Raw genomic sequence first — 13,141 nt, forward strand, 5'->3', positions numbered from 1 at the left:
GGGCACGTCCGTGTCCGGAACCTCAGGTTCAGCGAAGCGACAGCGAAGTAGTGGAGCACAGTGAAACGCCTGCAATGGCCGCGTTGGATGCCGATCGACCCGTACATCCTGCTGCTGCTCGGGACCGTCGGCCTCGCGGCCCTCCTCCCGGCGCGCGGGACGGCCTCCGACGTGGCGTCCGGCGCGTCCACGGCCGCGATCGCGTTCCTCTTCTTCCTCTACGGCGCCCGGCTGTCCACCCGCGAGGCGCTGGACGGGCTGAAGCACTGGCGGCTCCACGTCACCGTCCTGGCCTGCACCTTCGTCGTCTTCCCGCTGCTCGGGCTGGCCGCCCGCGGCCTCGTCCCGGTGGTCCTGACGCACCCGCTCTACCAGGGCCTGCTCTTCCTCACCCTCGTGCCGTCGACCATCCAGTCGTCCATCGCCTTCACCTCGATGGCGCGCGGCAACGTCCCCGCCGCGATCTGCGCGGGCTCCTTCTCCTCGCTCGTCGGCATCGTCGTCACCCCGCTCCTCGCGGCGGCCGTGCTCGGCGGCAGCGTCGGCGGGTTCTCCGCCGACTCGCTGGTCAAGATCGTGCTGCAGCTGCTGGTGCCGTTCGTCGCCGGGCAGCTGCTGCGCCGCTGCGGAGTCAAAAGGGGCCGCGCGAAGCGCGTCGAGCAGGGTGGTGGTGGGCGACGGGTGGGCGGCTTCGTCACCCGGCACAAGAAGGTCCTCGGCCTCGTCGACCGCGGCTCGATCCTGCTGGTCGTCTACACCGCGTTCAGCGCGGGCATGGTCCAGGGCATCTGGAGCCAGGTGAGTCCGGTCCGGCTGGCCGGCCTGCTCGCCGTGGAGGCGGTGCTGCTGGCCGTGATGCTGGCCCTGACCTGGTACGGCGCCAAGGCACTGCGCTTCGGCCGCGCGGACCGCATCGCGATCCAGTTCGCGGGCTCCAAGAAGTCCCTGGCGGCCGGGCTGCCCATGGCGAGCGTCCTGTTCGGCGCGCACGCCTCGCTGGCCGTGCTGCCGCTGATGCTCTTCCACCAGATGCAGCTGATGGTGTGCGCGGTCATAGCCAAGCGGCGTGCCCACGACCCGGAGGCCGACGCCGCCGAGGCCGAGGCTCCCGAGCAGGTCACCGCGTCGGCGCCACCTTCACAGACACGAACCGCGGTCGGTACAGGGACACGTTCCGGTTGAGCTGCGCCGCGGCGCCCGCCGTCTCCAGCCAGTTGACGTCGTAGCTCAGGACGAGACGACCGTCATCGCTCAGCTCGGGATGCGTCTGCGGGTTGTAGGCGGCGACCTGCGCGCCCTGCGGCAGCGACGGGCTGAAGTCCTTCGTCGGCCCGTGCCACGGGCCGGTCGGGGCGCAGGCCCAGTACGAGGTGACGGTCGTCAGCCCCTCGGTTCCCGCGGCCATCGTGAACAGGACGTACGTCCCCCGCACCCGCGCCACCGAGAACGCGCTGCCCACCCCCGTGCGCTGCCCGTCCCCGAGCACCGCGCGCGGCCGGGCACCCGCCCCGCCCGCCCACGCGGAGCCGTTCCAGTACTCCCAGGCCCCAGGCTCCGCCAGCCTGCCCTCCCGCACGCGCGCGACGTACGCCCGCGAGGCGGGCCGGGACGCGGCCTGGCCGTCGTCACCGCCGAAGACGTACGTCCAGCCGTCCTCCTCGACCAGCGTCGTCCCGAACAGGACGCGCCGGGAGGGATCCGGCACCAGCTGCTGGTCGAAGACCTTCACCACCGACTCGACGCGCAGGTCGGGCAGCGAGAGCGTGGCGACCTCGGTGGCGGTCGGCACACCGTAGATCCACGGGGCCTGCCCGGCCGTGCGCACCCACAGCAGCACCCGCAGGACCTGCTCGGACGAGCCGGGGGAGCGGGGCTCCACGCGGGCCCCGACCGGCCATCGCCACTGGCCGGGGGCGGGATCGGGGAAGAGCGGGGTGGGCAGGGTGCGCTCCAGGCGTCCGCCCCGCATCACGACCGCCGAGTTGCGCACCAGGGGAGCGGTCGTGTCCCGCCAGGTGAAGGACTCGCCGAACGGATTGGGCGGGGCGTACACCTGGCCGAGATAGGTGTCCGAGAAAAGCCACAGCAGCCGCCCGTCGGGCAGCCGCACGGAGTGCGTCCCGTCGCCGCCGGTCCAGTCGTCGCCGCGGGAGGGATCGTCGCCGTAGCGGGAGAACTCGGCGTTGAGGTCCTTCTCGGCCGACCAGGACGCGACCGAGTGCGGTGCGCACGCGCCACCGCCCTCCCGTTCGCCGTCGTCCGGGAGGGCGGTGAGCAGCACGGCCGCGAGAACCAGGGCCAGCAGGATTCCGAGGCCGGTTCCCGTGTGCTGCCGTGCTCGTGCGTCGTCGGGCACGGGAGGGACGTTAGTGGCCCGGGCGCACCTGGTCCATGGGCAGCCACAGAACGGTGTCGGCGGTGGTCGAGGACTTGGTGCCGGTGGTGGCCCGTGCCGCGGCCCCGATCTCGGCGTCGCCGAGTGCCCGGTTCCACACGTGGACGTCGTCGATCGCGCCGGTCAGGAAGGCCCGGCTGTCCATGCGCTGGCCGACGTGCACGCCGAACGGAGAGTTACGGCTGACCGAGCCGGCCACGTCCGCGGTGCTGATCGCCGTACCGTCGAGGAACAGCGTCAGCTGTCCACCGCCGCGTCGCAGCGCGAGGTGGTGCCACCGGCCGTCGTTGTGGGCGCCGTCGAACCACACGGACGCGGTGCGCACGGTCCGGAACCCCTCCCGTGTGGTGATCAGGGCGCGCACCCGGTCGTTGTCGGGCTCGCCGCGCAGCCAGATCTGGGGCTGGGTGGTGCCGATCCCGCCCATCCACAGGAAGGGCTGCTCGCCACTGGTGGCCGAATAGCGGAAGAACAGCGAGGCCGTGAAGTCCCCTGTCCCGAGCGGGAGTCGGGAGCGGTACGGCAGACGTACGGCGTCGTCCGCGCCGTCGAACTCCACGGCGTCGCCGATGACGCCGCCGGTCGTGCGCGCGCCGCCGAGCAGGGTCGCGCGGGGAGCGCCCGGGGCGAGGTCGGGGGTGGTCGGGTCGGCGGCGCGGCGCGGGCCGAGCCAGGCGTCGTTGAACCGGGCGAAGCGGATCTCGTCGCGTGCGTCGACGGTGCCGCCCTCGTACATCAGGCCCACCGTGGACGCGTCGATGCCGACCATGTCCGAGTAGCCCGACCAGTCCGTGGTGACGACCCTGCCGCGGTCCACGCTCTCCCAGGTGTCGCCGCCGTCGTAGGAGGACCGGACCATCATGGTCCGCCGGCGGTCGGGGTCGGCGGGTGCGGACAGCAGCATGCGGTTGCCCATGCGCAGCGTGGCGCCCTGGACCTGCGGCGTGTACAGGTCCGGCAGGCCGCGGAAGGGCCCGGTGAAGCTGTCGCCGCCGTCGCGGCTGGTCGTCTGGGAGCGGTGGCCGAGGTCGGAGCCGTCCTGTTCGCGGCCGCTGACGATGAGGGTGCCGTCCGCGCGCTCGCTGAGGGTCACCTCGGACGGCTTCTGCCGGAAGGTGCCGTCGTCGGCGGCGATGGGCCAGGAGTCGATGGCGCCGGCCCGCCAGGTGTCGCCGCCGTCGTCGCTGACGATGAGGGCGGCGTGGTTGGCGGAGACCCGACTGCCGTTCCACGTCTCGGTGTTGACGCCGAAGACGAGGCGCCCGGCGTGCTTGCCCTTGGTGAGCTGGATGCCGTGCACGGGGCCGGTGGCGTACCAGGAGTTCCAGTCCGCCGGCAGTATCTGGTCGCTCAGATCGCGCGGTGTGGACCAGGTCCTGCCGTCGTCGTCGCTGTACTGCAGATAGGGCGAGCGATCACACGGCACGGAGCAATTTCCGCTGTCCGTACGGCCCGTGTTGTACGTCTCCGCCAGCAGGATGCGGCCGGTCTCGCGGTCCACGATCGGCGCGGGGTTGCCGTGCGTGTCGCCGGCGCCGTCGTTGACGACCTGGAGCGGGCCCCAGGTGCGGCCGCCGTCGGTGGACCGCTTGAGCACGATGTCGATGTCGGCGGCGTCGCCGCAGTTGAGCACCCGCCCCTCGGCGAACGCCAGCAGGGTGCCGTCCTTGGTCTTCACGATCGCCGGGATGCGGAAGCAGGCGTATCCGGGGTCCTGGTCGGCCCTGAAGAGGATCTGCTGCTCGAACAGCGGTGTCCGGGTGGCGGATTGGGGCCGGTCCGGGCTTTGGGACTGCGCCGGACTCAAGGTCGCGGCCGTCGCCGTGGTGGCGACGGCCGCGACGAGGGCAGCTCTGAGACGTGCGCGAACTCTCGACGGCATGGTGCGGCCCGCCCTTCGTCGTCTGGTCATGCGTCCAGGCATCTGAACATTCGGACATCCCACGTCCAAAGTGCGCATCACAGACGTTAGTTGGGCTATCGCACGCATCACAAGAACCGTGCACGTGTCACATCACGGATGGAGTACTACTTTCCCTCGGTTGCCCCGGGCCTCGATCACCGCATGCGCCTCGGCCGCCTCCTGAAGCGCGAACTCCCCGTGCACGGCGGGCTTCACGGCCCCCGCGGCGAACAGCCTCCACAGCTCCTGCCGCCACCGCTCGTACAACTCGGGCTCCCCGCGCGCGATCCGCGCCATCTGGAACCCGACGACGGACTTGGCTCCCACGAGAAGGTCATAGGCCTGGATGGTGCCGCCGCCCGAGCTGTACGCCACCAGGCGCCCGCCAGGGCCGAGCGCGGTGAGGGCCGGCGTGAGCAGGTCGCCGCCGACCGCGTCGAGGGCGTAGTCGACGGGTCGCCCCCAGCTGTCGTCCGCGTAGACGACGACGTCATCGGCGCCGAGGGAGCGCACGAAGTCCGCCTTGGCCGGATCGGACACGGCGCCCACGACCCGCCCCGCACCCCGTGCTCGCGCGAGCTGCACGGCGAGATGGCCGACGCCGCTCGCCGCCGCGGTGACCAGCGCCGCCTCCCCGCGCTCGGGCCGGGCGGCCGCCAGCGCGCCGAGCGCGACCAGGCCGCTGCGGACCAGTGCGACCGCGTCGACGGCCGAGGCGCCGTCCGGTACGGGGGAGGCCATGGTCTCCAGCAGCGGCGCGAAGTCGGCGTACCCGTGCCCGAAGCACAGCCCCGTCACCCGGTCGCCGGCCCGGAACCGGCTGACGCCTTCGCCGACGGCCACGACCTCCCCGGCGATCTCGCCCCCGAGCGCGACCGGCTCGGCCGCCTCGGTGACCTTTCGCACCACGGGGAGCGTGACGCCTATCGCCTCGCAGCGGACGAGGAGTTCGCCGACGGCCGGTTCGGGGACGGGTGCCTCCTCCACGAAGAGCGGGCCGCCCGGGGAGCCGTATCGGACACGACGCATGACCACACCTCCAAAACGTTGGTGGTCCCAACGATAGGGAGCGAATCATTGGGAAGTCCAACGACTTTCGGCTAGGCTGCCGTACATGCCCGAAGCCCCCCTGCCCGCGATCCGCTCCCTCCCCAGCTGGCTGCTCGGCCGTGCGGCGGCCCGCGGCCGGGCCCTGGTGGCCGAGGCGCTGGCGGCGGAGGGCATGAAGATGTGGCACCACGTGGTGTTGTCCGCCGTGCGTGACCTCGCCCCGGTCGCGCAGGCGGATCTCGGCCGCAGCGTCCGGCTGGACCCCAAGGACCTGGTCGGCATCCTCAACGACCTGCAGTCCGCAGGACTCGTCGTCCGCGAGCCGGATCCGAACGACCGCCGCAAGAACGCGGTGTCCCTCACCGACGAGGGCGGACGCCTGCTGAAGCGGTGCGAGAAGGCGGCGCGCGAGGCCAACGACGCGCTCCTCGCCCCGCTCTCGGCGGCCGAACGCGACCGGTTCACGGACCTGTTGATCCGGATTTCCGGTACGCAGAGCTGACGACGGATAACGTTCCGCCATGACCGCACCGCTCGCGCTCGAACCCGCCCGCACCGCCCTCGTGCTCGTCGACCTGATGGACCGCATCGTCGCGCTGCCCTTGGAGCCCCACAAGGGCACCGAAGTCCTCACGACGTGCGAGGAGTTGGCGTCCAGCTTCCGCTCGGCGGGAGCGACCGTCGTCCTCATCCGCGTCGAACGCCCCGGCGTGGCCGAGCAGCCGCCCGGCAGCGGGCTGGTGGCAGGGCTGCTCAAGGACGGCGACATCGAGATCGTCAAGCGCACGATCGGCGGCTTCCAGGGCACGGGCCTGGACGACCGCCTCCGCGAACGAGGGCTCACCACCCTGGTGTTCGCCGGCATCGCCACCAACCTCGGCGTCGAGTCCACCGCCCGCGCGGCCGCCGACCTCGGTTATGACCTGGTCTTCGTGGAGGACGCGATGACGGCGTTCACGGCGGCCGAGCACGAGGCGTCGGTTCGGCTGGACTTTCCGAGGCTGGGGTCGGTGGCGCAGTCCACGGGGGTGGGCTTCGTGAACGGATGACGTAGGGCCTTGGGCCTTGGGCCCTGGGCCCTACGGTTCGGCCCTGTAGGAGGTAGCGAAAAACACGACGGGGCCCCAACCCGGCGCAGGGGGCGCTCCCCGCCGATCGGGGCCCCGCCGCCGTGTCGCGGGGGAGCCTGTCAGGCCTGGGCGGCCGCGGTCCGCAGGGCCAGCCGGTGTTCGCCCGCGTACACGTTCATGGAGCTGCCCCGCAGGAAGCCCACCAGCGTCAGCCCCGTCTCCGCGGCCAGATCCACCGCCAGGGAGGAAGGCGCCGAGACCGCCGCGAGCACCGGGATCCCCGCCATCACGGCCTTCTGGGCGAGCTCGAAGCTGGCCCGCCCCGACACCAGCAGGATCGTCCGGGACAACGGCAGGTTTCCGTGCTGCAGGGCGCGGCCGACCAGCTTGTCGACCGCGTTGTGCCGGCCCACGTCCTCCCGTATGTCCAGCAGCTCGCCGTCCTCGGTGAACAGGGCCGCCGCGTGCAGACCCCCGGTCCGGTCGAAGACCCGCTGGGCCGCGCGGAGCCGGTCGGGGAGGCCCGCGAGCAGGTCGGGGTCGAGCCGGACCGGGGTGCCCTCGCCGTCGTCGATGGGCCAGCGGGCCGTCGTACGGACCGCGTCCAGCGACGCCTTGCCGCACAGGCCGCACGACGACGTCGTGTACACGTTGCGTTCGAGCGTGATGTCGGGGATCACCACCCCCGCGGACGTGCGCACGTCCACCACGTTGTACGTGTTCGAGCCGTCCGCCGTAGCGCCCGCGCAGTAGACGATGTTCTGCAGGTCCCCCTGCTCGGCCAGCACGCCCTCGCTCACCAGGAAGCCCGCCGCCAGTGCGAAGTCGTCGCCCGGGGTGCGCATGGTGATCGCCAGCGGCTTGCCGTTGAGCCGGATCTCCAGTGGTTCCTCGGCGACGAGCGTGTCCGGCCGGGTGGAGACCGCCCCGTCCCGGATCCGGATCACCTTGCGTCGTTCCGTGACTCGTCCCATGTCCCGATCAGTCCCGTCAGTCCCGGTTCTGTACGTGCTGGTAGCCGAAGCGGCCCTTGATGCACAGGTTGCCGTGGGTCACCGGATTGTCGTGCGGAGAGGTGACCTTCACGATCTCATTGTCCTGCACGTGCAGGGTGAGGTTGCAGCCCACACCGCAGTACGCGCACACCGTGGTCGTCTCGGTCTGCCGGCCCTCGTCCCACGTACCCGCCGCCCGCATGTCGAACTCGGACTTGAAGGACAGGGCCCCCGTCGGGCACACCTCGATGCAGTTGCCGCAGTACACGCACGCCGAGTCGGTCAGCGGCGCGTCGTGCTCCACCGCGATCCGCGCGTCGAACCCCCGCCCGGCCACGGAGATCGCGAAGCTGTTCTGCCACTGGTCACCGCAGGCGTCCACGCACTTGTAGCAGAGGATGCACTTGTCGTAGTCGCGCACGTACAGCTCGTTGTCGACCTTCGGCTCCTCGTTGAGCCGCGCCGCGTCCGGGCCGAAGCGGTCCGGCTTCGCCTCGTACTCCTTGATCCACCCGGCGACCTCCGGCGTCGTCGACAAGTCGACCGACGACGCGAGAAGCTCCAGGACGATCTTGCGACTGTGCCTGGCCCGCTCGGTGTCGGTCCGCACCTCCATGCCCGCCTCGGCCTTGCGCGAACAGGCCGGGACGAGCGTCCGCGACCCCTCGACCTCCACGACACACACACGGCAGGCGTTCTTGGGCCGCAGCGTGTCCCCCTGGCACAGGGTCGGGATGTCCTTCCCCGCGGCTCGGCAGGCGTCGAGGATCGTGGAGCCCTCCGCCGCGCGCACGGGCTCCCCGTCGATGGTGAACTCCAGCAGCCGGCGCGGGATCCCCAGCGGTACCACGGTCATTCGTACGCCCCCAGACGGTCGATGGCGGATTCCACGGCATTCCACGCGGTCTGCCCCAGACCGCAGATCGAGGCGTCCCGCATCGCGCGGCCGACCTCCCTGAGCAGGGCGATGTCACCGGCGGCCGCCGCACCCGTGCGCTCCACGATCCGGTGCAGCGCCTCCTCCTGCCGTACGGTCCCGACCCGGCACGGCACGCACTGCCCGCACGACTCGTCACGGAAGAACTCGGCGATGCGCAGCAGCAGCCGGGGCAGCGGGACGGTGTCGTCGAAGGCCATGACCACGCCGGAGCCGAGGGTCGTGCCGGCCTCCCGGGTGCCTTCGAAGGTGAGGGGAATGTCCACCTCGTCGGGCCGTACGAAGCCACCCGCGGCGCCCCCCAGCAGCACCGCCCGCAGCCCCTCCCGCACCCCGGCCAGCTCCAGCAGCTCGCCCAGCGTCGCGCCGAAGGGGAGCTCGTAGATGCCGGGCCGCGCCACACTCCCCGACACGCAGAACAGCTTCGGCCCGGTGGAGCGCGCCGTGCCGATCGCGGCGTACGCCGGTGCGCCCATGGTCAGGATCGGCAGCACGTTGACCAGCGTCTCCACGTTGTTCTCCACCGTGGGCTTGCCGAACAGGCCTTTCTCCACCGGGAACGGCGGCTTCGAGCGCGGCTCGCCCCGGTAGCCCTCGATGGAGTTGAACAGAGCCGTCTCCTCGCCGCAGATGTAGGCCCCCGCGCCTCGTCTGATCTCGATGTCGAAGGCGTATCCCTGGCCGAGGACGTCGTCCCCGAGCAGCCCACGCGCGCGTGCCTGCGCGATGGCGTGCTCCAGGCGCCCCAGGGCACGGGGGTACTCGCCGCGCAGATACAGGTAGCCCTTGTGGACGCCCGTCGCATACGCCGCGATGGTCATCGACTCGACCAGCGCGTACGGGTCGCCCTCCATGATCACGCGGTCCTTGAAGGTGCCCGGCTCGGATTCGTCGGCGTTGCAGACGAGGTAGTGCGGATGGTCGGGCTGTGACGCCGTGGCCTGCCATTTGCGGCCGGTGGGGAAGGCGGCGCCGCCACGCCCGACCAGGCCGGAGTCGGTGACCTCGCGGATGACTCCGGCGGGACCGAGCTCGAAGGCCCGGCGCAGGGCCGTGTAGCCGCCGTGGGCTCGGTAGTCGTCCAGCGAGGACGGGTCGACGACCCCGACGCGTCGCAGCAGGGTCAACGAGGGGTCTGCGGCCTGGGGCACCGCCATCGCGGCCGACGGTTCCTCGGGCGCCGAGTCCGGCGTGCTCGCGGCGAGGACGGCGTCGTGCACGGTCGCCGGTGCCGAGACCGCCGTACGCACCGGGTCCCCGGCCTTGATCGCGAGCGCCGCCGGAGCCCGCTCGCACAGACCGAGGCACGGACTGCGCTCCACCGACACACCACTGCCGAGCCCCAGCCGCGCCTCGACCCCGGCACACAGCTCGCTCGCCCCGGCCGCCGCGCACGCGAGGTCGGTGCACACGTGGAGCGCGGTGGCGGGGCGGGGCTTGACCGAGAACATGGCGTAGAAGGTGGCCACCCCGTACGCCTCCGCCGGCGGCACCGTCAGCCGCCGGCACAGGTAGTCGAGGGCGCCCTCGCTGATCCAGCCGATCCGGTCGTTGATGGCGTGCAGCCCCGGCAACAGCAGGTCGCGGCGGTCCCGTGCCTCGCGGCCGCCCCGGGCCCACCTCAGGTCCGCGGCCCTCATCTCATCGCGGGCGGCGCCCTCCCAGGAGGACTCCGGCGGGCCCAACAGGGCGTCGATGGCGGCCCGTTCGTCGCCCGTCGGTTTGCTGTCGCCGAAGTGCAGGTCCACTTGAGGTCACCTCACGATGGTCGCGACGGGGAGCTTCTCGATCCGGATCGCCGACGCCTTGAACTCCGCCGTCCCCGCGATCGGGCAGTTCGCCTCGATCGTCAGCTGGTTGGTGTCCACCTCGTCGGGAAAGTGCATGGTCATGAAGGCGAGCCCCGGCCGCAGCGCGGTGTCGACCCACACCGGCGCGACGACCGACCCGCGCCGCGAGGTCACCAGGACCTCCTCGCCGACCACCACCCCGTACCGCTCGGCGTCCTCCGGGCACAGCTCGACGTACTCGCCGCGCCGCAGCGGAGAGGCGAAACTTCCGCTCTGCACACCGGTGTTGTAGGAGTCGAGCCGCCGCCCGGTGGTGAGGCGGATCGGGTACTCCTCGTCGGTGAGGTCGACCGGTGGATCGTGCTGGACGATCCCGAACGGCGCCGGCGTCCCGCGCTCGGCCGGGTCCGCCTCCCACAACCGGCCGTGCAGATAGGTCGGTTCGAGTTGTTCGGTGCTCGGACACGGCCACTGGATGCCCTGGTGCTCCTCCAGGCGTTCGTACGTCATCCCGTAGTGGTCCGGGGAGACCGAGCGCAGTTCGTTCCACACCGCCTCGGCGTCCGCGTACTTCCACTCGTGGCCCAGCCGCGCCGCCAGCGCGCAGATGATGTCGATGTCCTCGCGGGCCTCGCCGGGCGGGGTGACCGCGCGGCGCACCCGCTGAACCCGCCGCTCGCTGTTGGTGGTCGTGCCGTCGGTCTCGGCCCACCCGGCGGTGGCGGGGAGGATGACGTGCGCCAGCTCGGCCGTCTTCGTCAGGAAGATGTCCTGGACGACGAGGAAGTCCAGCTGCCGCATGCGCCGTACGGCCTGCTCGCTGTCCGCCTCCGACTGCGCCGGGTTCTCGCCGATGCAGTAGACGGCCTTGAGCGAGCCCTCTTCCATAGCCTCGAACATCTGGGTGAGGTTGAGGCCGTAGTGGGGCTGGATGACGGTGTCCCAGGCGGACTCGAACTTCAGCCGGCTGTCGGGGTCGAGGATGTCCTGGAAGCCGGGCAGGCGGTTGGGGATCGCGCCCATGTCGCCGCCGCCCTGGACGTTGTTCTGCCCGCGCAGCGGCTGGAGCCCGGAGCCGTAGCGCCCGACATGGCCGGTCAGCAGCGACAGGTTGATCAGCGCGCGGACGTTGTCGGTGCCGTTGTGGTGCTCGGTGATGCCGAGGGTCCAGCACAGCTGGGCGCGCTCGGCGCGGGCGTAGGCGTGGGCCAACTCCCGTATCGCGGCGGCCGGAACGCCCGTCACCTTCTCGGCGAGGGACGGCGTCCACGGCTCGACGAGCGCCTTGTACTCCTCGTAGCCGCTGGTCGCCCGCTGGATGAAGGCCTCGTTCGCCAGCCCGGCGTGGATGATCTCGCGGCCGATCGCGTGCGCCATCGCGATGTCGGTGCCGACGTTGAGCCCCATCCAGCTCTCCGCCCACTCGGCGGTGGAGGTGCGGCGCGGGTCGACGGCGTACATACGGGCGCCGCCTCGGATCCCCTTGAGTACGTGCTGGAAGAAGATCGGGTGCGCGAAGCGGGCGTTGGAGCCCCACATCACGATGACGTCGGTGTGCTCGATCTCCTCGTACGAGGAGGTGCCCCCGCCCGAGCCGAAGGCCGCCGACAGGCCGGCGACGCTGGGGGCGTGGCAGGTGCGGTTGCAGGAGTCGACGTTGTTGGTGCCCATGACGACCCGGGCGAACTTCTGCGCCACGTAGTTCATCTCGTTCGTGGCCCGGGCGCAGGAGAACATGCCGAAGGCGTCCCGGTTGCGGGCCAGACCCTCGGCCGCGCGGTCCAGGGCCTCCTGCCAGCTCGCCTGCCGGAAGGGCTCGTCGCGCGAGTCCCGGACGAGCGGGTGGGTCAGCCGGGTGTAGTTCTTCGGAGTACGGTCGCGTTTGCTCATGCGGCGCTCCTCATGCGGCGCTCCTCAGCGCGAGCAGGTCCGAGATGGCGTGCACGGTGCGCAGGGTGGGCACCTGGACGCCGGTGATCTCCGCCAACTCGACGACCGCCGCGAGGAGTACATCGAGTTCGAGCGGTTTGCCGCGCTCCAGGTCCTGGAGCGTGGAGGTGCGGTGGTCGCCGACCCGCTCGGCGCCCGCGAGCCGGCGCTCGATGGAGACGCCGACCTCGCAGCCGAGGGCCTCGGCGACCGCGAGCGTCTCGGTCATCATGATCTCGATGACCTTGCGGGTGCCGCCGTGCAGGCACATCTGCCGCATGGTGGCGCGGGCGAGCGCGCTGATCGGGTTGAAGGAGATGTTGCCGAGCAGCTTGAGCCAGATGTCGTTGCGCAGGTCGGGTTCGACCGGGCACTTCAGGCCGCCGGCGATCATGGCCTCGCCCAGGTCCGTGCAGCGCTTGGACACGCTGCGGTCGGGCTCGCCGATGGAGAACCGGGTGCCTTCCAGGTGCCGCACGACACCCGGGCCTTCGAGCTCGGTCGCGGCGTAGACCACACAGCCGACTGCCCGTTCGGGCGCGAGCACCGCACTGACCGCGCCGTCCGGGTCGACACTCTCGATGCGCTGGCCGTCGTGCAGGCCGCCGTGCCGGTGGAAGTACCACCAGGGGATGCCGTTCTGGGCGGCCACGACCGCCGTGCCGTCGTGCAGAAGGGGCTCGATCAGCGGCCCGCACGCCGCGTACGAGTTGGCCTTCAGACCCAGGAAGACGTAGTCGACCGGGCCGACTTCGGCCGGATCGTCGGTCGCGTGGGCGCGGGCGGTGAAGTCGCCGCGCGGACTGAGCACCCGCACCCCGTGCCGCCTCATGGCCGCCAGATGCGGTCCACGGGCTATGAGGTGCACATCGGCGCCCGCGCGATGCAGCGCGGCTCCGACGTAGGCGCCGATCGCACCGGCGCCGAGGACTGCAACTTTCACTTCGGAACGCTCCGTTCGGTCGAGGGGGTACCGCGGAGGTGGCTGGGAAGCGGTGTTCGAGCAGGTCGAATCTCGTCGACTGAATATTGTCTACAGTATGGATAAGGGGTCAGCAAGGGTTCGCGCACG

At 71.4% G+C, this 13,141-nt stretch carries 11 protein-coding genes; 3 read left to right on the plus strand and 8 right to left on the minus strand.

All coding sequences use genetic code 11. The annotated features are described in order from the left end of the window. Positions 1-87: 87 nt before the first annotated feature. On the plus strand, positions 88-1,182 hold the full coding sequence (locus EJ357_RS39220) for a bile acid:sodium symporter family protein (protein ID WP_175647675.1): 1,095 nt from the start codon (positions 88-90) through the stop codon (positions 1,180-1,182). Here the strand turns inward: EJ357_RS39220 and EJ357_RS39225 are convergent. The 3 genes from EJ357_RS39225 to EJ357_RS39235 form a co-directional block, all read right to left on the minus strand. Continuing rightward, on the minus strand, positions 1,118-2,356 hold the full coding sequence (locus EJ357_RS39225) for a DUF4185 domain-containing protein (RefSeq protein ID WP_126396394.1): 1,239 nt from the start codon (positions 2,354-2,356) through the stop codon (positions 1,118-1,120). The genes EJ357_RS39220 and EJ357_RS39225 overlap by 65 nt on opposite strands. A gap of 10 nt (positions 2,357-2,366) precedes the next feature. Continuing rightward, the gene (locus EJ357_RS39230) at positions 2,367-4,277 is read right to left on the minus strand and encodes a sialidase family protein (protein WP_126396395.1); all 1,911 of its coding nucleotides are present in this window, start codon (positions 4,275-4,277) and stop codon (positions 2,367-2,369) included. A 132-nt stretch (positions 4,278-4,409) separates the two neighbouring features. Next, entirely contained in the window at positions 4,410-5,327 is a 918-nt protein-coding gene (locus EJ357_RS39235; protein ID WP_126396396.1) for a quinone oxidoreductase family protein, read from the minus strand. An 85-nt stretch (positions 5,328-5,412) separates the two neighbouring features. Between EJ357_RS39235 and EJ357_RS39240 the strand changes: the two genes are divergently transcribed. Continuing rightward, positions 5,413-5,850, plus strand: a complete 438-nt coding sequence (locus EJ357_RS39240; protein WP_126396397.1) for a MarR family winged helix-turn-helix transcriptional regulator — start codon at positions 5,413-5,415, stop codon at positions 5,848-5,850. A 19-nt stretch (positions 5,851-5,869) separates the two neighbouring features. After that, positions 5,870-6,397 (plus strand): isochorismatase family protein, encoded by a 528-nt coding sequence (locus EJ357_RS39245; RefSeq protein WP_126396398.1) that lies wholly within the window; start codon positions 5,870-5,872, stop codon positions 6,395-6,397. Positions 6,398-6,537: 140 nt separating this feature from the next. On the opposite strand, the gene fdhD is transcribed toward EJ357_RS39245, so the two are convergent. Genes fdhD through EJ357_RS39270 form a run of 5 tightly spaced genes read right to left on the minus strand, consistent with a single transcriptional unit; the run spans position 6,538 to position 13,012 of the window. After that, a complete protein-coding gene (gene fdhD, locus EJ357_RS39250) occupies positions 6,538-7,392 on the minus strand; it encodes a formate dehydrogenase accessory sulfurtransferase FdhD (RefSeq protein ID WP_126396399.1) in 855 nt (284 codons plus the stop codon). Positions 7,393-7,408: 16 nt separating this feature from the next. Continuing rightward, on the minus strand, positions 7,409-8,269 hold the full coding sequence (locus tag EJ357_RS39255) for a 2Fe-2S iron-sulfur cluster-binding protein (protein ID WP_126396400.1): 861 nt from the start codon (positions 8,267-8,269) through the stop codon (positions 7,409-7,411). Continuing rightward, a complete protein-coding gene (locus tag EJ357_RS39260; RefSeq protein ID WP_126396401.1) occupies positions 8,266-10,098 on the minus strand; it encodes an NAD(P)H-dependent oxidoreductase subunit E in 1,833 nt (610 codons plus the stop codon). The genes EJ357_RS39255 and EJ357_RS39260 overlap by 4 nt, the downstream gene beginning before the upstream one ends. A gap of 6 nt (positions 10,099-10,104) precedes the next feature. After that, a complete protein-coding gene (locus EJ357_RS39265; protein ID WP_126396402.1) occupies positions 10,105-12,030 on the minus strand; it encodes a molybdopterin oxidoreductase family protein in 1,926 nt (641 codons plus the stop codon). 10 nt (positions 12,031-12,040) lie between these two features. After that, positions 12,041-13,012 (minus strand): 2-dehydropantoate 2-reductase, encoded by a 972-nt coding sequence (locus EJ357_RS39270; RefSeq protein WP_126396403.1) that lies wholly within the window; start codon positions 13,010-13,012, stop codon positions 12,041-12,043. Positions 13,013-13,141 lie beyond the last annotated feature (129 nt).

It is taken from the genome of Streptomyces cyaneochromogenes (assembly GCF_003963535.1).
Lineage (GTDB): Bacteria > Actinomycetota > Actinomycetes > Streptomycetales > Streptomycetaceae > Streptomyces > Streptomyces shaanxiensis.

Excerpts from the sequence above, each read along its gene's own strand:
- EJ357_RS39220 (WP_175647675.1), top strand. The coding sequence starts at position 88 with ATGCCGATCGACCCGTACATCCTGCTGCTGCTCGGGACCGTCGGCCTC.
- EJ357_RS39230 (WP_126396395.1), bottom strand. The coding sequence starts at position 4,277 with ATGCCGTCGAGAGTTCGCGCACGTCTCAGAGCTGCCCTCGTCGCGGCC.
- EJ357_RS39235 (WP_126396396.1), bottom strand. The coding sequence starts at position 5,327 with ATGCGTCGTGTCCGATACGGCTCCCCGGGCGGCCCGCTCTTCGTGGAG.
- EJ357_RS39240 (WP_126396397.1), top strand. The coding sequence starts at position 5,413 with ATGCCCGAAGCCCCCCTGCCCGCGATCCGCTCCCTCCCCAGCTGGCTG.
- EJ357_RS39245 (WP_126396398.1), top strand. The coding sequence starts at position 5,870 with ATGACCGCACCGCTCGCGCTCGAACCCGCCCGCACCGCCCTCGTGCTC.
- fdhD (WP_126396399.1), bottom strand. The coding sequence starts at position 7,392 with ATGGGACGAGTCACGGAACGACGCAAGGTGATCCGGATCCGGGACGGG.
- EJ357_RS39255 (WP_126396400.1), bottom strand. The coding sequence starts at position 8,269 with ATGACCGTGGTACCGCTGGGGATCCCGCGCCGGCTGCTGGAGTTCACC.
- EJ357_RS39265 (WP_126396402.1), bottom strand. The coding sequence starts at position 12,030 with ATGAGCAAACGCGACCGTACTCCGAAGAACTACACCCGGCTGACCCAC.